Here is a 23,171-nt window from a genome sequence, read left to right as displayed (position 1 = left end):
TGCCGCTCCCCATCCGCAAGCCGTGAATTCCGATAGCCGTTCCCCCCGTGGTCGGCGCGTGGCTCTCACTGCCTTGGGAGTTTCGGTCCTGGCGCTGCTGCTGGCGTTCGGGTCCGCCTTGTTCTCCTGGCGCGCGATCGACCAGGCCAAGGACGCGAAGTCGTTCGCACTGGGTAACCGCCCGGCGAGTATCGCGCCGTCACCGAACCCTTCCGATACGGCCCCGGCCACCTCGGCACCGGCATCGGACCTCCCGTCGGAACTGCCGTCGGGGATCGACGACGTGCCGCGTTCGCCGGGCGAGGCACCGGTGCTGACCGAGCAGACCGTCTACGATCCCAAGCACCAGAAGCAGCCGATGGTCCTGCAGGCCGCGTGTGGACGCACGATGTACGCCGACCTGGACGAGCCGAGAGCCAAGAACGATGACGACCAGGCCGAGATCAGTCTGTCGACCAGCTGCAGCTCCAACCAGCCCATGCTCCGTCTGATGGACGGGGTGGAGGGCAGCGAGGACGCCCGTCCCGGCATGACGCCGAAGGAATGCGCCGACAAGATCCGTAGCGCGCTGGTCGGACGGGACGCGCCCATCCCGGTGCGCAAAGGTACCGCCCTGTGCATCACGACCAGTTACCAGGATGCGCGGGAGCGCAGGGATCAATGGCGGATGATCCTGATGCAGGTGGTCGGCGTTTCCAACGACGGCGCTGCCACGGTGGAGTTGTCGGCTTGGAACATCCCGGACTAGTTCCGTCGGGCCGCTTTCCTGCGTGGCTCAGGTGCGAGGCCCCGTGAGGGCCGGTGCTGCCCGTCACGGGGCTTGGCCTGTGGATCACGAATCGCGATGGGGCCCTGTCGAAAGACGCCAGGGCCCCATCCTCGCCTGGGATCAGGACCGGGTGCGGTTGGTGGCGCTGGTGACGGCCTTGATGGAGGCGGTGACGATGTTGGGGTCGGTGCCGACGCCCCACACGGTCTGGCCGTTGATGTCGCACTCCACGTAGGCGGCGGCCTGGGCGTCGCCACCGGAGGAGAGGGCGTGCTCGTGGTAGTCCAGCACGCGTACGGCCACACCCACCGACTGGAGCGCGTTGACGTACGCGTCGATGGGGCCGTTGCCGACGGCGGTGAGGGTGCGCGCCGCGCCGTCGACGACCACCTGGGCCTCGATCTCGACCTTGCCGTCGACGGTGCCGATCGTGTAACCGGTCAGGTTGACGGCCGGGTCGACCTGGTGGTCGAGCAGGTAGTTGCGAGCGAAGATCTGCCACATGGTGCCCGGCTCGACCTCGCCGCCGTCGTGGTCGGTGACCTGCTGCACGACGCCCGAGAACTCGATCTGGAGCCGGCGCGGCAGGTCCAGCTGGTGCTCGGTCTTCATGATGTACGCGACGCCGCCCTTGCCGGACTGCGAGTTGACCCGGATGACCGCCTCGTAGGTGCGGCCCAGGTCCTTCGGGTCGATCGGCAGGTAGGGCACCGCCCAGGTGAACTCGTCGATCGGCACCCCGGCCGCCCCGGCGTCGCGGTGCAGGGCGTCGAAGCCCTTCTTGATGGCGTCCTGGTGGGAGCCGGAGAAGGCGGTGTAGACCAGGTCGCCGGCGTACGGGTGACGCTCGTGCACGGGGAGCTGGTTGCAGTACTCGACGGCCCGCTTGACCTCGTCGATGTTCGAGAAGTCGATCATCGGGTCGATGCCCTGGGAGAACAGGTTCAGCCCCAGCGTCACCAGGTCGACGTTGCCGGTGCGCTCGCCGTTGCCGAACAGGCAGCCCTCGATCCGGTCCGCGCCGGCCAGCAGGCCCAGCTCGGCGGCGGCGACCCCGGTGCCCCGGTCGTTGTGCGGGTGCAGGCTGAGTACCAGGCTGTCCCGGCGGGGCAGGTGCCGGTGCATCCACTCGATCGAGTCGGCGTACACGTTGGGGGTGGCCATCTCGACGGTGGCCGGCAGGTTGATGATCAGCTTGCGGTCCGGGGTGGGGTCGATCACCTCGATGACCTTGCCGCACACCTCCACCGCGTACTCCAGCTCCGTGCCGGTGTACGACTCGGGCGAGTACTCGTAGTAGATGTCGGTGTCCGGGGTGTGGATCTCGGCGTACTTGCGGCACAGCCGCGCGCCCTGGGTGGCGATGTCGGTGATGCCGTCGCGGTCCAGGCCGAAGACCACCCGACGCTGGAGGGTGGAGGTGGAGTTGTAGAAGTGCACGATGGCCCGGTGCGCGCCGCGCAGCGACTCGAAGGTCCGCTCGATCAGGTGCTCCCGGCACTGGGTGAGCACCTGGATGGTGACGTCTTCGGGGATCAGGTCCTGCTCGATGAGCTGACGGACGAAGTCGAAGTCCGTCTGGCTGGCCGAGGGGAAGCCGACCTCGATCTCCTTGTAGCCCATCTGCACCAGCAGCTGGAACATCCGCCGCTTGCGTTCCGGCGACATCGGGTCGATCAGGGCCTGGTTGCCGTCGCGCAGGTCGACCGCGCACCAGCGGGGGGCGGCCTCGACGTGCCGGGTCGGCCAGGTGCGGTCCGGCAGGTCGATCCGGAACTGCTGGTGGTACGGCTGGTAGCGCTGGTACGGCATCCGGCTGGGACGCTGCCGGGCGATCTGGTCGGCGTCGGCGTCGGTGGTGACAGGTTGAGCCATGACGGAGTGCTCCCGTGGGTCAGGTGGCGTCAGCATTGCGAAGGTGTCGGCGGGTCGGGCAACGATGCCCGGACGGTTGCCGAGATGGAGTTCGGATCTGCTGGACGGCGCGGTTCGACTCCGCGACGGGGTGCCGGCCGGTCAGGCCCCGTCGCGGCGACCAAGGAGAAGGTACGCCCGCCACATGACAGAGTGACCCTACGTGATGAGCCGGGGGGTGCAAAGGTCGGTCCGGACTCTGAGACCGGAATCGCACCCGCCCGGGGCCGCCGCCCGAGGTCCCGCCGCCACCGTTTCGAGCGGAGCGTCAGCCGAGCAGCAGGGCGTGGACCGGGTGCCGGCGGCGCAGCGCGGTCTCCCGGCGCAGCAGCTCCCCGGGCAGGGCGGACGGGTCGCCGAGCGGGCCCACGGCGGTCACCACCAGGGGGCGTACCCCGGTGGCCAGGTCCAGGTCGGCGGCGAGCGCGGCCCGGTCGAAGTCGCGGATCTGGCGCACGTGCAGACCGAGGGCGGTGGCCTGGACGCTCAGGTGGGCGATCGACTGGCCCAGGTCGTACGCGCACCGCTCCGGGTCGCCCGCGACGTGCGCGCCCAGCAGCAGCGCGGCGGCGTGCCGGGCCCAGCACTGGTCGGCCCCGGTGAGGCTGACCAGGATGCGTTTCCAGGTCTCGTCGTCGCGGCGGCCGAGGGCGAACCGCCACGGCTGGGTGTTGCCGGCCGACGGGGCCCAGCGGGCCGCCTCCAGCAGGGACGCCGCCTCGTCGCCGGTCAGTTCGGCGGTCGGGTGGAACGCCCAGGGGCTCCAGCGGAAGGCGAGCAGCGGGGTGAGGTGAGCCATGCGAAGAGAATCCCTTATGGGGTATTTGGTGGATTAGCCCGCTATGGCAAATGTGGTCAAGGCCACCCGTAACCCCCCGAACGGGTCAGGACGTTTGCGGGCTCGGCTCCGCCGACGAACCCGGCTCCCGGCCGAGCGGCTCGCCGGGCACCACCGGCCCGGCCAGCGGCACCGTGTCGGGTGCCGGGCCGGGCGGTCCGGCCAGGGTCAACGTGCCCAGCGCCGCCCGGACGAAGGTGGGCGTCCCGTCCGGCTGGTAGCAGTAGACGCCCACGTCCAGCGGCGGGTGCAGCGAGGCGGCGGTGCTCTCCACCACGTAGCAGGTCCCCGGCACCCCGGGCGGCGTGGTCGCGGTGGAGACCGACAGCGCGGTACGCCGGTCGGTGAGCACCTCCAGCCAGTCGGTGAACGGGTGCTGTACCCGGGGGTCCAGCCGGTGCGGCACCGCGTCGTCCCGGTCACCCAGCCGTACGCAGCTCGCCGGCTCGGGGCGGCCGGCCGACGGCAGGCCGCACTGGAACAGCCCGTCCCGGGTGGCGGTGAGCGCGATGTCGGCCGTCCCGTCGAGGGCGCCCCCTGGCACGTCCACCCGCCAACTGCCGTCGTTCGCGCTGGTCACGGTGATCTCGCGGGTCGGGCCGCCGGTGCCGGCCAGGGTGTACCGGGCGGTCAGGTGCCGGTCCCGGGCGGCGGCGGCCAACGCCGCCAGCTCGTCGCGGGCGCTGTCGACCTCGACGGGCGTCGGAGCGGACGGCGACCCGGTCGGCGGGGCGTCCGGCCCGTCGGAGGCGCACCCGGCCAGCAGCACCAGCACCGGCAGCACCGCCAGCACCGACCGGCCCGGCCACCCCCGGCGGCCTGGCGGTTGCGGGGGCGGTGGGATCGGATGGGGATGGGCATGCACCGGGTCATTCTGCGCCCGGCGACCGCCCCGGACGACCCCGCCCGGACCGGTGACGGGCCGGGCGTGTCAGGTCGTGTCGCCGGCCCGGACCCCGCTGCGCGGCGGTGGCCTGCGCCGGATGGTGGGATCACCCGACCCGCACTCGCGTACCGCCCGATACCCTGGGGTGGTCTGACACGCGCCGCCGGACTTCAGCCGGCGGCGTCGGCACGCTCAGGGTCGTCGCTGGGAGGGAGTGCGCCGTCGTGGCACTCGTGGTGCAGAAGTACGGCGGGTCCTCCGTCGCCAACGCCGAGCGGATCAAGCGGGTGGCCGAGCGCATCGTCGCCGCCCGCAAGGCCGGCGACGACGTGGTGGTGGTGGTCTCCGCGATGGGGGACACCACCGACGAGCTGCTCGACCTGGCCAACCAGGTCAGCCCCCTGCCGCCGGGCCGTGAGCTGGACATGCTGCTCACCGCCGGGGAGCGGATCTCCATGGCCCTGCTGGCCATGGCCATCCACAACCTGGGGTACGAGGCACGCTCGTTCACCGGCTCGCAGGCCGGCGTGATCACCACCTCGGCGCACGGCCGGGCGCGGATCATCGACGTCACCCCCGGGCGGCTCAAGGGCGCGCTCGACGAGGGCGCGGTGGTGATCGTGGCCGGCTTCCAGGGCGTCTCGCAGGACACCAAGGACGTCACCACGTTGGGCCGGGGCGGCTCGGACACCACCGCCGTGGCGCTCGCCGCCGCGTTGCACGCCGACGTCTGCGAGATCTACACCGACGTCGACGGCATCTTCACCGCCGACCCCCGGATCGTGCCCAACGCCCGGCACATCCAGCACATCACCTACGAGGAGATGCTGGAGCTGGCCGCCTGCGGCGCCAAGGTGCTGCACCTGCGCAGCGTGGAGTACGCGCGCCGGGCGGGCTTGCCGATCCACGTCCGTTCGTCATACTCGACCAACACCGGCACCATGGTCACCGGATCGATGGAGGACCTTCCCGTGGAACAGGCACTGATCACCGGGGTTGCCCACGACCGCAGCGAGGCGAAGATCACGATCGTGGGGGTGCCCGACGAGCCGGGCGCCGCCGCCAGCATCTTCGACACCGTGGCCGGTGCCGAGATCAACATCGACATGATCGTGCAGAACGTCTCCACCGAGGGCACCGGGCGCACCGACATCTCGTTCACCCTGCCCAAGGCCGACGGGCCGACCGCGATGGCCGCGCTCAGCAAGATCCAGGAGCCGGTCAAGTTCAAGGGCCTGCTCTACGACGACCACGTCGGCAAGGTGTCGCTGATCGGTGCCGGCATGCGCTCGCACCCGGGCGTCGCGGCCGGTTTCTTCGCCGCCCTCGGCGCGGCCGGCGTCAACATCGAGATGATCTCCACCTCCGAGATCCGGGTCTCCGTGGTCTGCCGGGACACCGACCTCGACCGGGCGGTACGCGCCATCCACGACCAGTTCGAGTTGGGCGGCGACTCCGAAGCCGTGGTGTACGCGGGAACCGGGCGGTAGCCCCGATGGGACCGCAGCCCACCCTGGCCGTGGTCGGGGCGACGGGGGCTGTCGGCACCACGCTGTGTGACCTACTCTCCTCCCGACGCAACGTCTGGGGCGAGATCAGGCTGGTCGCCTCGGCCCGCTCGGTCGGGCGGCAGGTGCGCTGCCGGGGCGAGGAGTTGACCGTCGGCGCGCTCACCCCCGAGGCGTTCGACGGGGTCGACGTGGCGGTCTTCGACGTGCCCGACGAGGTGTCGGCGCACTGGGCGCCCATCGCCGTGGAGCGGGGCGCGGTGGTCGTCGACAACTCGGCCGCGTTCCGGGCGGACCGCGACGTCCCGCTGGTGGTGCCCGAGATCAACCCCGAACAGGTGCACCACCGGCCCCGGGGGATCATCGCCAACGCCAGCTGCACCACCCTGACCATGATCGTGGCGATCGCCCCGCTGCACCACGAGTACGGCCTGCGGGAGCTGGTGCTCGCGTCGTACCAGGCGGTGTCGGGGGTGGGGCAGGCCGGAGTGGACGCCCTGCACCTGCAACTCGGCAAGATCGCCGGGGACCGGGTGCTCGGCTCCCGACCCGGCGACGTCCGGCAGGCGGTCGGCGACGAGCTGGGTCCGTTCCCCGCGCCGCTGGCGTTGAACGTGGTGCCGTGGGCGGGGTCGCCGGCTGAGCAGGGCTGGTCGTCGGAGGAGATGACGGTCCGCAACGAGTCCCGCAAGATCCTCGGCCTGCCCGACCTGAAGGTCTCCGCCACCTGCGTACGGGTGCCGGTGGTGACCGGTCACTCGGTCGCGGTGCACGCCGTCTTCGCCACCGAGGTCGACGCCGAGGTGGCCCGGGAGGTGCTGCGTAACGCCCCCGGCGTGATCCTGGTCGACGACCCGGAGGCCGGGGAGTTCCCGATGCCCATCGACGCGGTCGGCACCGACCCGGCCTGGGTCGGCCGGATCCGTCGGGCCGTCGACGACCCGCGCGCCCTCGACCTCTTCGTCACCGGCGACAACCTGCGCAAGGGTGCCGCCCTCAACACCGTCCAGATCGCGGAACTCGTCGTCAAACCCCGCCCCCGCCCCTAACCCACCCCCACCCACCCGCGCCCCCACCCCGACCCCGTGTCGATCAAGGAGTCGTGGTGCTCGCAAAAGGCGTGGGCCGGGGCAAAAACCCCACCACGAGTCCATGATCGACGCCGGGGCGGGGCGGGGGTCAGGGGGTGGAGAGGTGGACCCGGTTTCGGCCTCGGTGCTTGGCCGCGTAGAGGGCCTGGTCGGCGCGGTGCAGGGTGCGGTCGGCCGGTTCGCCGGGGAGCGGTAGCGCCACACCGACGCTGATCGTGCGGCCGGTGCGGCGGGCGGCCTCGGTCAGCCGCTCGGCGATGCGGACCGCCTCGTCGGCGTGGGCCACCTCGATCACCGCGACGAACTCGTCGCCGCCGGTGCGGTACAGCTCGTCGCCGTGCCGCAGCGCCGCCTCCAGGGCGCGGGCCAGCCCCACCAGCAGCCGGTCCCCGGCCTGGTGGCCGTACGTGTCGTTGACGCTCTTGAAGCCGTCCACGTCGATGGCGAGCAGCGCGGTACGCCCGGGGGTGGCCGCCGCGATCCGCCGCCCGAACGTGCCGGTGTGCCGCAGCCCGGTGAGCGGGTCGAGGCTGGCCTGCTCCCGGAGCTGCGCCAGGGTACGCAGCCGCTCCAGGGCGGCCCACGCCTGCCCGGCGAGCAGTTCCATCAGGTTGACCGTGGTCGGGTCGGGGTGCAGCAGCCGTTCGTCGGCGACCAGCAGCACCCCGCCGTCGTCGGGTGGGCCGACCGGCACCGACACCAGGGTGCGTACCCCGGCACGGGCCAGCGCCTGGTGTTCCTCGGTGGGCGGGCAGCCCGCCTCACCCAGGGTGTACGCCGCGCCGTACCGGTGGGCCCGCGCGACGAGCCGGTCGAGCTGTGTGGTCGAGGCGTCGGTCAGCGCGGAGCGGACCCGTGCCTCCCAGTCGGTGGGGACGGTGGTGGGCGCGGCGACGCGGGGACCGTGCCGGCCGGCGAGCACCAGCACGGCGGTGGAGAGGGTGGAGACCTCCCGGGCGGCGGTGAGCGCGGCGGTCAGCAGGTCCCAGTCGGTGGGGGCGGCGGTCATCGCGGTGGCGTGCCGGAGCAGTTTCTCGCTGCGGCTCTCGGCGGGCGGCCCGCCCAGCGCCGCGATCCGGGCACCGAGCCGCTCGGCGAGCCGGTCGGCGGTCTCCCGCCACGGCGTGAGGTCCACCGGCCCGCTCCACTGGAGGTCGAGCACGCCGATCGGCCGGCCCTGCTGGTCCCGCACCGGTACGCAGATCTCGGCCGTGACGTCGGGTCGCAACGGCAGGTAGTCGGGGTCGGCGGTGACGTCACCGACGGTGGCCCCGACGCCGGAGGCGTACACCCGGCCGACGATGCCCGACTTCGGCGGGACGGCGGAGAAGACCTGCCAGGCCCCGGTGGCGGCGATGCAACGCAGCCGGTCGTGCACCTGGAGCAGGACGGAGATCGTGGCGGGGGCGTGCCGGGCGAGCGCGGTCACCGTCCACCGGCAGGCCTCGGCCGCGGTCGACGCCATCGACAGGCGGACCGTGACGTCCCGGACGACTCGCTCGTGATCCACGTTCTTCCAGGTGAGGAGGGCCCGGCGGGTGCCGGGGGCTGCGATCAAGCGTACTCAGCGGTGGGCGGCCGGTCGGATCACGATCAGTTTGTTCGTACACATGTTTCATCCACAGGGTGTGGACAGGGCCTGTGGGCGATAGCGTGGGGACCCCGGCGCGTGGAGGGGGCGGCATGGAACTGCTCTGGTACGTCGCCTACGGGTCGAACCTGCACGCCGCCCGGCTCGGCTGGTACCTCTCCGGTGGCCGGCCGCCCGGCGGGCTGCGGTCGTACCCCGGCTGTCGGGACTGCCGACCGCCGCGCCGGACGCTGCCGGTGCTGATCCCCGGCGGCATCTACTTCGCCGGTGAGTCCCGGGCCTGGACGGGCGGGATGGCCTTCTACGACCCGGCGCTGCCCGGCGTCGCGGCGGCCCGGGGCTACCTGCTCACCCGGGCCCAGTTCGCCGACCTCGCCGCCCAGGAGATGTACCGGCCCCCCGGCGACGACCTGCCCGCGCTCGACGCGGCGGTGGCCGACGGCCGGGCCACCCTCGGCCCGGGACGCTACGAGACGCTGCTGCGGGTCGGCACCCGCGACGGGCTGCCGATGCTCACCTTCACCGCGCCGTGGCGGGCCGCCGACGTGGTGTGGACCCCGCCCGCCCCGGTCTACCTGCGGATGGTCGCCGAGGGGTTGCGGGAGGCGCACGGCTGGACGCCGGCCGAGACGGTGGACTACCTGGCCGACCGGCCCGGGGTGGCCGGGCACTGGAGCCGGCACCGACTGGTCGGCCTGATCCGCCCGCCGGACGAGTGCGGATCGGTGGAAGGGACGCCGTCGCCTGACGATCGCGCCATCCATGATCACCATTAGGGTCCCGCTGCCGGGACTGGCGGACCGGATTGGCGACGCGACGCATTTCCGGTCCACGGTCGCCGGTCCGCGTCGATAACCTCGGCTCACTTTCCGTGACCGGTTCCCGTGGATGCCGGTCCGTGAACCTGTGGGGGTACGCGTGAAGCACACCAGGCTCGTCGGATTCGCCGTGGCGCTCGCCGTCGCCGTCGGCGGCCCGCTCACCGTCGCCGGACCGGCCCAGGCCGCCACCCCGGCCGTCGAGATCACGAAGGTCTACTACAACTCCCCGGGCAGCGACACCCGCTCCAACACCAGCCTCAACGCCGAGTACGTCAAGCTGACCAACCGGCGCAGCTCGACGATCAACCTGAAGTCCTGGACGCTGCGCGACAAGTCCAAGCACGTCTACACGTTCTCCGGCGACGTCCGCCTCGCCAAGGGCGCCAGCGTCTACATCCACACCGGCAAGGGCAAGAACACCTCCACCCACCGGTACTGGGGCTCCGGGAACTACATCTGGAACAACACCGGGGACACCGCCTACCTGCGCAACTCCGCCGGCACCGGGATCGACTCCTGCTCGTGGGGAAGCAAGGGCAGCTACACGTACTGCTGAGCACCGCTCGGACCCGCGGTGACCGGAGCGTTGAGGGGCGTTCTCCGGCCATCGTTCGACCGTCCCGGGAAGGGCGGCCGGCGACTTCTCGCACCGGGAGTCGCGGCCGGTCCCGGGGCGGTCGACCCGTTTCCGCCCGTGCCGATCCGACCCCGGTGTCCGGCCGGGTCGGTGTCGGCCGGCTCTGCCATGCTGGGCCGGTGACGGTGACCTGGCGACACCTGCCCGCCCCGGCCCGCGAGATCGCGGTGGCCGCCACTGCGGCGGTCGAGGCCGCCCAGGCACGCGACAGCGCCGCGTACGACGGCGCGGTGCCCCGGCTCGCCGGTGCCGACCGCGCCGGGCTGGTCCTCGGCGGGGTGGTCCGGCTCCTGCTGGAGCAGGCGCACCCCGACGGGCTCGACAGCGACGACGTGCGGCAGGTGCTGGAACGCTGCGTCCGCGCAGCCGCCACCTGGCGACCCGACGTCGACCCGCACGTGGTGCTGGTGCTGCTGGCCGGGGCGCTCGGCGTCTACGATCCGGGCGACGACGACACCCCGCCCGACCCGGCCGCCGTCGCCGCCCACGTGCCGCTGCTGGTGGTCGACCTGCTCGCGGTGACCGGCGTCCCGTTCGCCGGGTGCCTGGACGCGGCGTTCGCCGAGGTCGCCCGCACCGAACGCCACGACGACTGACGACGCCCCGCGGCGCGGCGGGTCAGGGGCTGGCGGCGAGGAAGACGAACGCGGCGAGCAGCACCAGGTGCACCCCGCCCTGCAGGACGGTGGCCCGGCCCGGCACCACGGTCAGCACCCCGGTGACGACGGTCAACGCCAGCAGGGTCAACTGGGTGCCGGCGAGGCCGAGCAGCAGCGGCCCGTCCAGCCAGATCGAGGCGAGGGCGCTCGCCGGGATGGTCAGGCCGATACTCGCCATCGCCGAGCCGAGCGCCAGGTTGAGGCTGATCTGCACCCGGTCCCGGCGGGCCGCGCGGGCGGCGGCCAGGGTCTCCGGCAGCAGCACGAGCAGCGCGATGACCACCCCGACGAAGGACTGCGGCAGGTTCGCCGCCGCGACCCCGGCCTCGATGGTCGGTGAGACGGTCTTCGCGTCACCGACCACGGCGACCAGGGCGACGAGGAGCAGCACCACACTCGTCACCGCGGTACGCGTCGACGGCGGGTCGGCGTGCCCGTCGCCGTCGGTGTCGGGCACGCTGCCGTCGCTGGTCACCGGCAGGAAGTAGTCCCGGTGCCGGCCGGTCTGCACCATCACGAACAGCCCGTACAGGGCCAGCGACGCCACGGCCGCGAAGGCGAGCTGGGCGGGGGAGAACTCGGGGCCGGTCTTGCTGGTGGTGAACGTCGGCACCACCAGGCTCAGGGTGGCGAGGGTCGCCACGGTGGCCAGCGCCCCACCGGTGCCCTCCGGGTTGAACACGGCGACCCGCCGCCGGAGCGCGCCGAGCAGCAGTGAGAGCCCGAGGATGCCGTTACAGGTGATCATCACGGCGGCGAAGACGGTGTCCCGGGCCAACGCCTGGGTCTTGTCCCCACCACTGATCATCAGGGTGACGATCAGGGCGACCTCGATGACGGTGACCGCCACCGCGAGCACCAGCGAACCGTACGGCTCACCGACCTTGTGGGCGACCACCTCGGCGTGGTGCACGGCCGCCAGCACCGCGCCGGCCAGCAGGAGGGCCACCACCGCCACCAGCAGACCCGGCAGTTCGCGGTTCCAGGTGACGAGCAGCAGCAGCACCGCGAGGACGGGTACCACGATCGTCCAGTCGGACATCCGGGGGCGGAGCAGCGCGGGCATGCCGTACACCCTGCCAGGAAAACCGGGTCGTCGCGCCGCGCCGGGCGGCGGACGCCACCGCACCCGGGGTGGTCACCGCGCCGGCTCGACCACCACCGCCTCGCCCGGGACGCCCCGGTCGACCTCGACCGGCGGGTCACCCGGCCGCCGCCACGACCGGTAGTGCCGGAAGGCCATCGGCAAACCCCGGGCGGCGTACGGGTCGGCGGCGTCCATCACCTGCAGGTGCAGGTGCGGCTGGGTGGAGTTCCCCGAGTTGCCGCAGTCGGCCAGCTCCTGCCCGACGTCGACCGGGTCGCCCTCCGCCACCCGGAGCGACCCGGCGCGCAGGTGGGCGAGCAGGACGTACCCCCGGTGCCCGGCCAGCTCGACGATCACGTGGTTGCCGGCGACGGCGCCCGCGCCCCGGCGGACCCGGGCCGCCTGGGTCAGGGCGTATGACAGCAGCGTCGTCGGCGACCGGCGGGCCTCGTGGTCGGCCTCCCCGTCGTGCACCGCCACCACCCGGCCGGCGGCGGGGGCCAGGATCGGCCGCCCGAAGGCGAGGAAACGTTGCGGCGGTTCGGTCGCCAGCAGCGTCCGCCAGTCCCGGACGGTCGCCGTCCGTCGCCCCCGCACCGCCACGAAATCCATCGCGTACGTGGTGGCGAAGAGGTCGGTGCCGTGGCTGGGCACCCGCCGGGCGGGGCTGTTGCGGACCAGCCAGGTGCCCCGGAACGGCAGGGCGAGCACGACCGGACCGGGGATCGACATCGGGCTCCTCCACGGGTGGGAGGCCAACGGTACGACGCCACGGCCACCGGCATCCGCAGGGCGAACCCGGCCCGGTCGTGATGTTCCACATCGGCCGGACAATTCTCCCGGAAAAACAGGACGCGCGTTCCGAATGGTCGGGCCGGCGCGGTGGCGTTCAGTCCATGACCCGACAGGCCAGCTTATTGCCGAATCTCAATTAATAGATGATGCTCTCGATGGAGAAACGTTCTCCAATTGTCGAGAGGACGCAGATGAACAATTCGCTCCGCAGAACCCTCGCCCTGGTGGGGGTGGGTGTCGTACTTCCGTTCTTGGCCGCGCCGGCCGACGCGGCAGCACCGCGACCGCTCAGCGTCGAGGCGGTGGCGGCCATGACGCCGGAACGACAGGCCACGGTCCTCGAACCGCTGCGACTGGCGGCCGACGCCGTGGCCCAGGTCGGGCAGGGCACCCGGGCGGACATCTACACGCAGGTCGAGATGGCCGCCGACTACCGGTCGATCAACGTCTACCTGACCGACGTGCGGCAGGGACGCGCCTTCATCGCCGCGGTCCGCCGGGCCAACCCCAAGGTGGACACCCGGCTGATCAACGTGGTGCAGAGCAGGAAGTCCCGCCAGCAGCTCCGTAAGGAGATCACCGCCCTCACCGAACGCACCGACCTGCCCTTCACGGTCGGCCTGGCGGGCAGCTCCGTCGACGGCAGCGTCATCGAACTCGCCGTGGACGACGCCTAGGCCGCGCACGCCTACCTCGCCTCGCCGGCCGTCGCGCAGCGGCGCGCCGCCGCCGACGCCACCGAGATCCGCGTCCGGCAGGCACCCCCGTCGAAGCCGCTGAGCCGCTGGAACGACACCTCCCCGTTCTACGCGGGAGCAGCCCTCGGACCGGCCTACGGAAGCGAGGCATACTGCACCAGCGGCATCCCCGCCGTCAGCACCTGGGACGGCCGGCAGTGGCTGGTCACCGCCGGCCACTGCTACAACGTCGGTGACAACGTCTCGGCGGCCGGCGGCAATTACATCGGCCAGGTCAAATTCAAGCGGGCCGATCTCGACTCGGTATTCATCGAGGCACCGACGTACCGGTACACGTGGGACGGCCTCGACGCGACCGGCTACGCCCGCTATCTCAACGGCGTACGCAATGTGGCGGTCGGCGATTTCACCTGCCAGCTCGGATACAACTCGAAGGTCGTCTGCAACATCAGGACGGTCTACGCGGGCAATGCCAGCTGGGTCGTGAACGGCACCACCGTCTGGGGCAGCTACGGCGTACCGAACGGCGGCGGCATCGTCGGTCGCGGTGGCGACAGCGGCGGGCCGGTCATCTACCTCAACGACCCCAACTCCCGCCAACTCAACGGCATCGTCAGCGTCGGCTACGGCTGCGGCGCGTCCGGCTGCACCACCGGACTGGGCTGGGTCGACGTGTGGACGATCTTCAACGGCTTCTCCATCAAACTGAACCCGTCCTGACCTGACCAACGGGGTCCGGTGGGCACGGGGGACCGTGCCGCCGTCGTCCCCGACTGCGCCAGGGGCCACTCTCCGTTGCTGGGAGTGGCCCCTGACCTCGGGCTGAGCCGTCTCACCACGGCACCTTTCCGCCGTCGTCGAAGAACCCGCCGCTGGGGCACTCCCGCCCCGACGTGGCCAGCCGCACCACCACCGCCGCGCCCTCGGCCGGCGTCCGGGACAGCTGAAAGGGCAGCCCCTTGGCGAAATCGGTGTCACACGCGCCCGGCGCGATCGCGTTGACCAGGATCCCGTCCCCGGCGAGCGCCTTCGCATACTGCACGGTCAGCATGTTCAACGCCGCCTTGGACACCGGATAACCCAGCGACGCCGGCATCCGGCTCAGATAGTGGGTCGCGTCGGTCATCCACGCCATCGACGACGTGCCACTGGACACGTTCACGATCCGCGCCCCGGCCGAGCGGCGCAGCAGCGGCAGCATCGCCTCGGTCACCGTCACCACCCCGAACAGGTTCGTCTCGAACACCTCCCGGATGCCGTCCAGCCGGGCTGCCCCCGGCGCCTGCGCCGTCAGGTCACCGCCGATCCCCGCGTTGTTGACCAGGATGTCCAGCCGGCCGAACCGGGCCCCGATCTCCTCGGCGGCAGCGGCGACCCCGGCCGGATCGGTCACGTCCAGCCGGATCGCCGACGCGCCCTCGATCTTCGCCGCCGCCTCCGCTCCCCGCTCCGGGTCCCGGGCACCGACCAGCACCGTGATCCCCAACTCGGCGAGGCCTTCCGCGACGGCCCGCCCGATCCCCTTGTTCGCGCCGGTCACCAGCGCGATGCGTGCTCCACTCATGCCCCGAGCCCATCACCGGCAGCGCCTGCGGACCAGGACCGAAGCGGTCCGTGGCGATACCTTGGCGGTATGGATGACGTCGAGACGCGCGAACTGCGTTACTTCGTCGCGGTCGCCGAGGAGCTGCACTTCGGCCGCGCCGCACAGCGCCTCGGCATCGCCCAGCCACCCCTGTCCCGAGCGATCCGCCTGCTCGAACGCCGGATGGGTGTCACGCTGCTGGAACGCACCAGCCGCGCGGTCCACCTCACCCCGCCCGGCGAGGTGCTGCTCACCGAGGCCCGCGGCGCGCTCAACGCGGTCGAGGCGGCGATCCGGCGTACCCGAAAAGCCGCCGAGACCACCCCGCACCTGACCCTGGCTCTCAAACCCGGCGGCGACGCCGGGCTGCTGCGCACCATCCTCGACCGCTACGCGGCATCTCCCGGCGCCGTCCCGGTCGACCTCGCCTTCCGGGTCGGCGAACGCGCCGCCATGGTCCGCGACGGCCGCGCCGACCTCGCCCTGCTGCACCGGCCGCAGAACGACCTGACCGGCCTGGACAGCGACGACCTGCACACGGAGGGTCAAGTCGTGCTGCTACCCGAGGGTCACCGGCTCGCCGGACGCGCCACCGTGTCGATGGCCGACCTGCACGGCGAGCCGATGCCCCGCTGGCCCGAAGCCCGCCCCGGCGTCACCGGCCACCCGGTCGCCGACAGCAACCAGCTGCTGCACCTGATCCAGCTCGGCCGCCTGATCGCGGTCGTCCCGGAATCGGTGGGCGAGTACCTGCCCCCGGGCCTGATCAGCCGCCCCGTCCTGGACGCCGACCCGGCCACCCTGGTCCTCGCCTGGTCGCAGACCAGCACGTCGCGCGAGGTCGCCGCCTTCGTCCGCGCCGCCGTTACCGCCTGAACCGGCTCACCACCGCAGCGACACACGCGCAGCCGCATGGACCCGCTTGTACGTCTCTGCTGTGCAGACGCACCAGAGGGCACATCCATGGATCGGATGTGCCCTCTGACCTCTGTCGGGGTGGCCGGATTCGAACCGACGACCTCTTCGTCCCGAACTGGCGGCAGGCCGGTCGGAACGGGTGTCATCCGAGGTCATCCGGCCTGCTGGGGCTCGTCCGGGTCGGGTTCGGCCGGCTCGGTTGCTGTACTCCGCTGCTGTACTTCTTCCGCTGAGCGCAGGACGTTGCGGGCGGCGGTCGCCACCGGGCAGGCTGCGGTCCGGCAGATCGGACAGCGGCCGTCGGGTCCGGGCTGGTGATCGCGGAGGACGGCACGGGCGGTGAGGATCAGCCGGTTGCGGATCTGTGCCAGGGACAGGTGAGGACCGGTCACGTTCAACCCGTTTCGAGCGTGTCGGCGAGTCGGGTGATCGTTGCCGGGGCATCGGGGTCGCGGGCGACGTGGGCGAGGATGTCCCGGCCGGCTGGTCGATGGCGAATCTCGGCTGGTGCGGTCCGGTGGGCCTCCATCAGGACCCGGCCGGCCCTGACCGGGTCGTCGGCCTGGAGGTAGGCGCGGGCAACGTCGATCAGGTACGCGGCGCGGTGTTCGGCGGGCAGCCACCGCCAGCCATCCCGCACGGTCACCTTCTCGTGCCAGGTCACGGCCGCCTCCGCGTCGCCCAACTCCACCGCCACGGTGATCCGGGCCAGCTCCACCGCCGTTGCCCCGAATCCGGTCCGGTGATGGTCGTGACCGTCTCCTACCTGCGCTGCCATCTCCGCAGCCTCGTCAACCAGCTCGACGGCGGCGCGGTCGTCCCCTGTGCAGGCAGCGGCCAGGGCAGCCTGCACCAGCAGGGTCCCGCACAGAGACAGCTCGGCAGGAGGGCCGTACTCGATCACAGGTGGGGCGATCCGGTACGCGGCGGTCAGCATCACCGACTTCGCCACCCTCGCCCGTCCCGAGCCGCGCAACACCTGACCGAGCTGCACCGCAGTGGCCGCCACCAACACCCCGTCACCGGTGGCGGCGGTCATCGCCCGGTCGACCGCCAACCACGCCACATCGAAGGCACCGAGCTTCACCAGCAGCGACGCCGTCACCCGGTACGCCTCCACCAGCGGCACCCGTCCCGCACGGGAATCGTGGGCGTGGGTGCGCTGCGCGTCGGCCACCAGCTCCGGCACCAGGTCGATCACCTGCGGGTAGCGGGCAAGCTGGAAGGCCGTCCACACGTGCGCGGTCTCCCGCGTCAGCCTCTCGGCTGTCAGTACCGGTCGGCGGGCGTTGGGGCGCGCCAAGGCGATCTCGTACGTCGTCAGGGCCGCGCGGATCCGTTCCACACCCTCGGCGCGCTCGGTCACCCCGGACGGCTCGACGTGGCGGCCGAGCAACACCCCCGGCTCGATCCGCAGGACGGCGGCGATGTCCTGGAGCGTCGACACCTTGTCCAGCGACCGGACACCCCGCTCGACCTTGTCCACCCAACTCTTCGACTTACCCAGCCGATCGGCCAACACCTGCTGGGAGAGCTTCCGCCGTCCCCGCCAGTACGCCACCCGACGACCGACCGGCAACAGGTCAACGCTGTCCACGACGCCACCGTCGATCCGGCACTGCCCGATCCGTCTCCTCCGCCGGTATCCGGTCCGCCTCGGCCTGCGCGAGGATCCGCTGTCGTGCCGCTTCCCGTTCCGCCTGCTGGATCTGTTCGCCCCTCGACTGGTCCGGAACGTCGCCGCTCATTCCCGCCTCCACAGTTAGAGGGGGCGCGGCGACACTGCTCTCGGGGGGATCGCCGCCGCCGCGCCCGGCTAGCGACGTGGCCAAGCCCGGTCGTCGCACCGGCCGCGCTGACCACGTCTGGTGTCTACTCTTGTGATCCCACGACTACGCTCGGAAGTGGCTCGATGCTTTCAGGACCTTTCACGGGGGCTCCGATGGATGACCTCGGCGCACAACTGAGGCAGGCTCGTACTGAGGCAGGCGTGACGCTGGCCTCCATCGCGGCCCGTACCAGCTACTCGGCTTCGCACCTGAGCAACGTCGAGTCGGGACGTCGGACCGCGACGCCGGACATCGTGCTCGCCTACGCGCGGGCGTTGGGAGACCCGGACGTGAGACGCAGGCACCTTCTCCAAGCCGCCACCATCGGCCCGATCGCCGCCAACGAGCTGATCCGATCCGGCTTCACCGCAGCCCTCGCCGGCCGACGGGACAGCGAAGACCGCTGGCGCGACCGGGTCGAGCAGTACGGCCGCGACTACATGGAGATCGGCGCGGACAGCCTTCAGACCAGGCTTGCCAGTGACCTCGTCGTCCTGCAACAGCAGCTCGACTCCCCGACGATGTGGGCGACCGCCGCCCGCGCACTCACCACCTACGGCAAGACCACCAAGGACCCGACCGAGGCGATCGGCTGGTACGACACTGCCCGGATCGCCGCCGACCGCTCCGGCGACCTCGCTGTCCGGGTCTGGGTACGCGGCCGGGCCGCCATCGCCCTGTCCTACGAAGGCGCGGCCCTACCCGTCGCCAAGCGGTACGCCGACGAGGCCATCGCCCTTTCCGACCGACCCTCGCTCGGACGTCTCCAGGCGCTGATGGCCCGCGCACACGTCGCCGCCGGACGAGGCGACATCGGCGGAGCCATCACGGCCGACGAGGACGCACGACGGATCTTCGACCAGACCGCCTCTCCAGACGGTGAAATCTCCGACGCCGCCGTACCCGCCTGGCGCATGGCCACCTTCCGGTCGATGCTCTACGCCCGACTCGGCATGGTCGGCCCCGGCGAGGAGGCCCAGACCGACGCCGACCGGCTCCGGCCGTCGGCGTTGACCCGGTTCGCCACCCACATCGAGCTGCACCGAGCACTCATGATGGCCAAGTCCGGGGACCGAGCCGGGGGACTTGCGTACGCCCGACGGGCCTGGGCGACGCTGCCAGCAGACCGCCGCTCACAAACCCTCGGACTGGTCCTACAAGAAGTGGAGAGAACAGCACGCAAGCCAGCCTGACCCGGCTTGGGGGATGCGGAACGAACTTGTTGGCCGCTGCCGATCGCTAGCAGCTCGCACCGGTGTGCAGGCACGGCGCAACGTCGCCCGGTGTTCGGAACTGACCCATATCAAGGCTTCTGCGGCCTTCTCGCTGCCTCGCTGCTGCCTTTTCGCGCGTTGGGCCTGGGCCCGGCATGCGCTTCGCACAATCCGACCCAGGCCCTTCTCGCCATCGCCTCAAGTCCTACGCCTGATGGACTGCGCCGGCCGGGCCGCTGCGAACCTGTCAGAGTTGGTCGCGGAGCGATGACAGCCGCACCCCATCGCGAGCTCGCCCCCAGTTTCGCCAGCCATTAACCTCATACCCCGACAGCGCTCGGGCAGCACCTGACGGAGTCTCGAATGGCCGACCGTCCTCCAGTTCGAGCCAACCGTCGGCTGTCACGACAGCACGGTGCGTCGCCTGGCGGCGCTTCCACACCAGATCCTCGCCTACCGTCAGCAGGCCCGCCTTTAGTAGAGGTGCAAGTTCGCCGGGCGGGTTGGTACGACGCTCCGGCCTGGCCTGCACCGGTTCATCAGTCAACCCCAGCTCCCGTCGTAGCACGCTGTTCGGGGTGTCCACGAACGGCTGCGCTTTCCGCTGAAGCAGCTCGTAGACCTCATCATCGATTCGGATCGTTGGCATCGCTTGGACCTCCTTGACTGCCCGATGCATCACATTGTGCGTGTGTCACAGCAAGACAGTCAAGCTCGGTGGCCGGAGGGCGGGCATCGAGCCGAGTATCCGCCCACCGGCCTGAGGCTGGTGCCAGGTGGAGCTCGATGGGCTTGCTGCCGACGCGGCTTAGCCCGCCCGAAACGATGCGCGAACCGCACCAACAGATCATCCAGACCCGCCCGCCAGCCCACGATCTCATCGATCAACACAAGGCCGAGCGCCTGCCCGTCCCCAACGGCAAGACCACAGCAGACAGACCTGGCGGTAGGGCGGTCGGATCGGGTGTCATCCGAGGTCATCCGGCCTGCTGGGGGCGCGCTGGGTCGGGTGTGGTCGGCTCGGTTGCTGTACTTCGCTGCTGTACTGCTCGTCAACGAGGAACTGTCGGAAGTGGGTGCGCATCTCCAGCCAGTGGCGGTGTTCGTCGCAGGGGTGGAGTCGGCCGCACCGGCAGAGACCGAGGGTCGACTCGGCGTGCTTGGTCAGCAGGATGTCCGCGTAGGCCACCCGGGCTCTGGCGTACTCGCGGAAGGCTGCCGAGGTGTAGAGGGCTCCCACCGGTCACCGCCCCGACCTGGGGGTGTGGCGGCGGTGCCAGAGGGCTTCGGCGACGGCGTCCATGGGGTCGATCTCGCCGGTGGTCAGGCGCTCGCGGGTGACGGCGATCCAGGGCGGCGAGGCGCGGACGGCTTCTCCGCACGCCGTGCGCATCCCCTCCTGGGCGAGCCGGGCCAGCCGGCAGGGATCACGTTGGTTCGTGTGCCAGCAGCCGGTGGCCACGCAGAAGCCGGTGCTGTCGGGTCGGTGGGCCTCCCAGAGGGCGCGGGCCAGCCGCCACAGCAGGCGGTGCTGGCAGTCGACCGGCGGCTCTTCGGGCGGGTTGTCGACATCGAAGGACATGCGCCGACCATCGCGTCCGGCGGTGGGCCGTTCCATGGCCAGCGGTCATGTCACGGTGACATGGGGCGGCTCGACCAGCGTGAATGGTCGCCCTAGGCTGTCGACCTGAACACCTTGAGTAGTCGGAACGCGACGCTGGGAGCTGCCGTGCTGCTCGATCCGCTGCGAATACCGGAGGATGCGTGGTCGCACGGCGAGGTGCTGGCTGTTCTGGCCGCCCGCGACATCGGCGGGCTGTTCCGGTGGATCACGAGTCTCACCGGGGCGAGTCAGAGCCGGATCGGGGCTGCCGTCGGGCTCGAACAGGGCTACGTCAGCCGGATCATGGCCGGTCGCAAGGTCACCTCGATCGACGTCCTGGAGCGGATCGCCGATGGCTGCCGGATGCCCGACCAGGCGCGTACCACGATGGGGCTTGCACCCCGACAGGCCGCACCACCGGCCGCCGCCCCCAGTCGGCGCGTTCCCGACGCGCCGCCTATGCAGCGGACCTGGCGAGACGACGTACGCAGTGCCGCAGAGCTTTGGCGAGGTGACGTGAACCGTCGAGACGTACTCCGGCAGGTGGCTTTCAGCTCCGCCGGCTACACCCTGCCGGCGCTGCGCTGGTTCACCGCCCCCGACCCGGCCCCGGTCACCCAACCCGGACGCAGCGCGGTCGGTCAACCCGAGATTGACACCATCCGGGCGATGACGGCGACCTACCGCCAGTTGGACAACCAGTACGGCGGCGGGCACGCCCGCGACACCGTCGCCCGCTACCTCCACCAGGAGGTGACGCCGCTGCTCACCGACGGCCGGTACGACCACGCGACCGGTCAACGGCTGCTCGGTGCCGCCGCCGAGCTGGCCCAACTCGCCGGCTGGCAGGCGTACGACACGGCCGAGCACGGCATCGCCCAGCGGTACCTGACACTCGCCCTAGACTTCGCCCACGCTGCCGGAGACGACGGCCTGGGCGCGGAGATCCTCGCCGCGATGAGCCACCAGTCCACCTACCTCGGCCACACCGCCACCGGCCTCGACCTCGCCCGCGCCGCCGGCCGAACAGCCCGCCGCGCCGGGGTCCCCGTGCTGACCGCCGAAGCTCACGTCATGGAAGCCCACGCCCTGGCCAAGGCCAACGACGAACGGGCCTGCGCTGCCGCCCTGCATCAGGCGGAACAGGCCCTCGACCGGGCCGACCGCAGCGCCGACCCGCAATGGCTCAGCTACTTCGACGAGGCGTACCTGTCGGCCAAGTTCGGCCACTGCTTCCTCGCCCTCGGCCGCAACACCCACGCCGAACGCTTCGCCGCCCGATCGCTGCGGATGGACAACCGGTATGTGCGCGGCCGAGCCTTCAACCTCGCCCTGCTCGCTAGCGTCCACGCCCAGCAGGGCGAACCCGACCGGGCATGTGCCGTCGGCGCGGAAGCCCTGACCCTGACTAACCAGCTTCGCTCGGCCAGGGCCGTTCGCTATGTTCGCGACCTGCAAGCGCAGCTCGCCCCGCACCGGCGGCTACCTGCCGTCCGGCACTTCACCGGTCGCATCGATGCCGCCCTCGGCCCTCGACGCTGACCGTCACAGCTCTCCCCTGGCTTTGCGCGCGACCAGCTCCAGCACCGCGATCACCGTGCCGGCACCGACGATCTCACCCCGGGACACCAGCTCGTACGCCTCTTCGAGCGGAATCCAGGCGACCTGCTCGGCCTCGTTCACGTCTGTGGGTGTGCCGATGTGCTCGGCGTGCCGGGCCAGGAAGAGAAGGTTCTCGGCGTCGGCGGTGCCGACCCACGGTTGGAAGGACAGCAACGGCTCCACGGCCTGGGGCCGCCAGCCGGTTTCCTCCTCGACCTCCCGCACGGCGCACTGCGCCGGCTGTTCCTCGTCATCGACGTAACCGCCGGGCAGCTCCCACACCCACCGGTCGAACACGAACCGGTGCCGCCGCATCAACAGCAGACGTTCCTGATCATCGAATACGGCGACCATGGCCGACCGGGGAGCCCGGATCACGTACTGCTCGAAGCGCACCCCGTCGGGCAACTCCACATCGGCGACGCTCAACCGCGCCCGCCTGGTGTCGTCCACCACCCGCTCGCCGTGGATGGTCCACCGGGTCAACTCCGTCGCCTGCTTCTCCACCACCCCGCCAGTATCCGCCCCGAATTCACCAAGCCTGTACGCGACATCTACCGGGCAAACTGCTTGTGCGGGAGCCGGGCGAAGACCTAGCCGCCTGACCCCCGTCGGGGGATGCGGTCTCAGGATGTTGGCCACCGCCAACTGGTGGCGGTCCGCGTAGTGCAGGTGTCGGACGTCACTTCACGATCAGGGTCGGCAGACATCGACGCTGCTTCCTTGCTTCAAGCTCTGTGTAGTACGTGCGTCCGAGGTCCACGCCGGGGCAGCACACGGCCACGCTCACTGATCGGCACAGGAGAGTATGATGCGTGCCCCGCTGGGCGTGGCAAGCTAGGCTGGTGTCATGTCTACGGGTGGGCGACCTTTCGGGCGATGGCACCTCAGGGGCGGGCGATATGAGCAACATGGCCTGCCGGTAGAAATGCTGTCCGAGTTCGCGCGCTATGAGCGGCTCGTGGTAGATGTCGCAAAGGCGATTTACAAGAACAGGCACGCCCGCAGGCAGCGTGTTCCGCGAGGTTTCGCAACCGGCTTTGAGTTGCGGCTGACAGAGATCCAGGTAGGTAGCGTCGTCCCGGTACTGGAAGTACCGGCAGAGTCGTCGCTTGGCGGTATGGGT

24 protein-coding genes are annotated in these 23,171 nt (G+C 71.2%); 12 read left to right on the top strand and 12 right to left on the bottom strand.

Translation table 11 applies throughout. The annotated features are described in order from the left end of the window. Positions 1-58 precede the first annotated feature (58 nt). Positions 59-748 carry a hypothetical protein gene (locus tag ACOJTC_RS16665; protein WP_420117570.1) on the top strand — a complete coding sequence of 230 codons (690 nt, stop codon included), beginning with the start codon at positions 59-61 and terminating at the stop codon, positions 746-748. Between the two features lie 141 nt (positions 749-889). On the opposite strand, the gene leuA is transcribed toward ACOJTC_RS16665, so the two are convergent. The 3 genes from leuA to ACOJTC_RS16650 form a co-directional block, all read right to left on the bottom strand. Beyond that, positions 890-2,644, bottom strand: coding sequence for a 2-isopropylmalate synthase (leuA, locus tag ACOJTC_RS16660; protein WP_420117569.1), 1,755 nt, complete (start codon positions 2,642-2,644; stop codon positions 890-892). 307 nt (positions 2,645-2,951) lie between these two features. After that, a complete protein-coding gene (locus ACOJTC_RS16655; protein ID WP_420117568.1) occupies positions 2,952-3,482 on the bottom strand; it encodes a nitroreductase family protein in 531 nt (176 codons plus the stop codon). 85 nt (positions 3,483-3,567) lie between these two features. Continuing rightward, positions 3,568-4,314, bottom strand: a complete 747-nt coding sequence (locus tag ACOJTC_RS16650; protein WP_420117567.1) for a hypothetical protein — start codon at positions 4,312-4,314, stop codon at positions 3,568-3,570. Positions 4,315-4,631: 317 nt separating this feature from the next. On the opposite strand from ACOJTC_RS16650, the gene ACOJTC_RS16645 reads away from it, so the two are divergent. Together ACOJTC_RS16645 and ACOJTC_RS16640 are read left to right on the top strand one after the other, a co-directional pair. Then, a complete protein-coding gene (locus tag ACOJTC_RS16645; protein ID WP_088643814.1) occupies positions 4,632-5,897 on the top strand; it encodes an aspartate kinase in 1,266 nt (421 codons plus the stop codon). 5 nt (positions 5,898-5,902) lie between these two features. Continuing rightward, the gene (locus tag ACOJTC_RS16640; RefSeq protein WP_204927022.1) at positions 5,903-6,964 is read left to right on the top strand and encodes an aspartate-semialdehyde dehydrogenase; all 1,062 of its coding nucleotides are present in this window, start codon (positions 5,903-5,905) and stop codon (positions 6,962-6,964) included. Between the two features lie 130 nt (positions 6,965-7,094). On the opposite strand, the gene ACOJTC_RS16635 is transcribed toward ACOJTC_RS16640, so the two are convergent. Continuing rightward, the gene (locus ACOJTC_RS16635; RefSeq protein WP_357932644.1) at positions 7,095-8,516 is read right to left on the bottom strand and encodes a sensor domain-containing diguanylate cyclase; all 1,422 of its coding nucleotides are present in this window, start codon (positions 8,514-8,516) and stop codon (positions 7,095-7,097) included. A 173-nt stretch (positions 8,517-8,689) separates the two neighbouring features. Between ACOJTC_RS16635 and ACOJTC_RS16630 the strand changes: the two genes are divergently transcribed. The 3 genes from ACOJTC_RS16630 to ACOJTC_RS16620 all read left to right on the top strand — a co-directional run bounded on the left by ACOJTC_RS16630 (position 8,690) and on the right by ACOJTC_RS16620 (position 10,651). Then, complete coding sequence (locus ACOJTC_RS16630) at positions 8,690-9,373, top strand: histone deacetylase (protein WP_420117566.1); 684 nt, start codon at positions 8,690-8,692, stop codon at positions 9,371-9,373. A 142-nt stretch (positions 9,374-9,515) separates the two neighbouring features. Then, positions 9,516-9,974, top strand: a complete 459-nt coding sequence (locus ACOJTC_RS16625) for a lamin tail domain-containing protein (RefSeq protein ID WP_363650421.1) — start codon at positions 9,516-9,518, stop codon at positions 9,972-9,974. Between the two features lie 200 nt (positions 9,975-10,174). Beyond that, positions 10,175-10,651, top strand: a complete 477-nt coding sequence (locus ACOJTC_RS16620) for a hypothetical protein (protein ID WP_420117565.1) — start codon at positions 10,175-10,177, stop codon at positions 10,649-10,651. Positions 10,652-10,673: 22 nt separating this feature from the next. On the opposite strand, the gene ACOJTC_RS16615 is transcribed toward ACOJTC_RS16620, so the two are convergent. Then, positions 10,674-11,780: a calcium:proton antiporter gene (locus ACOJTC_RS16615; protein ID WP_420117564.1), complete on the bottom strand. Its 1,107-nt coding sequence runs from the start codon at positions 11,778-11,780 to the stop codon at positions 10,674-10,676. 72 nt (positions 11,781-11,852) lie between these two features. Continuing rightward, positions 11,853-12,533, bottom strand: coding sequence for a M23 family metallopeptidase (locus ACOJTC_RS16610; RefSeq protein ID WP_420117563.1), 681 nt, complete (start codon positions 12,531-12,533; stop codon positions 11,853-11,855). Positions 12,534-12,787: 254 nt separating this feature from the next. Here ACOJTC_RS16610 and ACOJTC_RS16605 point away from each other — a divergent pair, with 254 nt between their 5' ends. Next, a complete protein-coding gene (locus tag ACOJTC_RS16605; RefSeq protein ID WP_420117562.1) occupies positions 12,788-13,273 on the top strand; it encodes a hypothetical protein in 486 nt (161 codons plus the stop codon). Positions 13,274-13,684: 411 nt separating this feature from the next. Beyond that, complete coding sequence (locus tag ACOJTC_RS16600) at positions 13,685-14,014, top strand: hypothetical protein (RefSeq protein WP_420117561.1); 330 nt, start codon at positions 13,685-13,687, stop codon at positions 14,012-14,014. A gap of 112 nt (positions 14,015-14,126) precedes the next feature. Here ACOJTC_RS16600 and ACOJTC_RS16595 read toward each other — a convergent pair whose 3' ends face one another. Beyond that, positions 14,127-14,858 (bottom strand): SDR family oxidoreductase, encoded by a 732-nt coding sequence (locus tag ACOJTC_RS16595; protein ID WP_420117560.1) that lies wholly within the window; start codon positions 14,856-14,858, stop codon positions 14,127-14,129. Positions 14,859-14,927: 69 nt separating this feature from the next. Between ACOJTC_RS16595 and ACOJTC_RS16590 the strand changes: the two genes are divergently transcribed. After that, entirely contained in the window at positions 14,928-15,755 is an 828-nt protein-coding gene (locus tag ACOJTC_RS16590; RefSeq protein ID WP_420117559.1) for a LysR family transcriptional regulator, read from the top strand. Between the two features lie 436 nt (positions 15,756-16,191). Here the strand turns inward: ACOJTC_RS16590 and ACOJTC_RS16585 are convergent, their stop codons facing one another. Then, positions 16,192-17,394 carry a helix-turn-helix domain-containing protein gene (locus ACOJTC_RS16585; RefSeq protein ID WP_420117558.1) on the bottom strand — a complete coding sequence of 401 codons (1,203 nt, stop codon included), beginning with the start codon at positions 17,392-17,394 and terminating at the stop codon, positions 16,192-16,194. Between the two features lie 345 nt (positions 17,395-17,739). Here ACOJTC_RS16585 and ACOJTC_RS16580 point away from each other — a divergent pair, with 345 nt between their 5' ends. Next, positions 17,740-18,819: a helix-turn-helix domain-containing protein gene (locus ACOJTC_RS16580; protein WP_420117557.1), complete on the top strand. Its 1,080-nt coding sequence runs from the start codon at positions 17,740-17,742 to the stop codon at positions 18,817-18,819. A 268-nt stretch (positions 18,820-19,087) separates the two neighbouring features. Here ACOJTC_RS16580 and ACOJTC_RS16575 read toward each other — a convergent pair whose 3' ends face one another. The 3 genes from ACOJTC_RS16575 to ACOJTC_RS16565 all read right to left on the bottom strand — a co-directional run bounded on the left by ACOJTC_RS16575 (position 19,088) and on the right by ACOJTC_RS16565 (position 20,422). Continuing rightward, positions 19,088-19,489 carry a hypothetical protein gene (locus ACOJTC_RS16575; protein ID WP_420117556.1) on the bottom strand — a complete coding sequence of 134 codons (402 nt, stop codon included), beginning with the start codon at positions 19,487-19,489 and terminating at the stop codon, positions 19,088-19,090. A 318-nt stretch (positions 19,490-19,807) separates the two neighbouring features. Further along, on the bottom strand, positions 19,808-20,080 hold the full coding sequence (locus tag ACOJTC_RS16570; RefSeq protein ID WP_420117555.1) for a hypothetical protein: 273 nt from the start codon (positions 20,078-20,080) through the stop codon (positions 19,808-19,810). Positions 20,081-20,083: 3 nt separating this feature from the next. Continuing rightward, on the bottom strand, positions 20,084-20,422 hold the full coding sequence (locus ACOJTC_RS16565) for a hypothetical protein (RefSeq protein ID WP_420117554.1): 339 nt from the start codon (positions 20,420-20,422) through the stop codon (positions 20,084-20,086). Positions 20,423-20,569: 147 nt separating this feature from the next. On the opposite strand from ACOJTC_RS16565, the gene ACOJTC_RS16560 reads away from it, so the two are divergent. Continuing rightward, positions 20,570-21,985: a helix-turn-helix domain-containing protein gene (locus ACOJTC_RS16560; RefSeq protein WP_420117576.1), complete on the top strand. Its 1,416-nt coding sequence runs from the start codon at positions 20,570-20,572 to the stop codon at positions 21,983-21,985. 3 nt (positions 21,986-21,988) lie between these two features. Here the strand turns inward: ACOJTC_RS16560 and ACOJTC_RS16555 are convergent, their stop codons facing one another. Continuing rightward, a complete protein-coding gene (locus ACOJTC_RS16555; protein WP_420117553.1) occupies positions 21,989-22,555 on the bottom strand; it encodes an NUDIX hydrolase in 567 nt (188 codons plus the stop codon). Positions 22,556-22,973: 418 nt separating this feature from the next. Between ACOJTC_RS16555 and ACOJTC_RS16550 the strand changes: the two genes are divergently transcribed. Next, a partial coding sequence (locus tag ACOJTC_RS16550; protein ID WP_420117552.1) for a hypothetical protein occupies positions 22,974-23,171 on the top strand: 198 nt, incomplete at its 3' end.

Origin of the sequence: Micromonospora sp. (assembly GCF_048594385.1) — a bacterium.
GTDB classification, from domain to species: Bacteria; Actinomycetota; Actinomycetes; order Mycobacteriales; family Micromonosporaceae; genus Micromonospora; species Micromonospora wenchangensis.
This window is presented reverse-complemented; position numbering and strand designations above follow the sequence as displayed.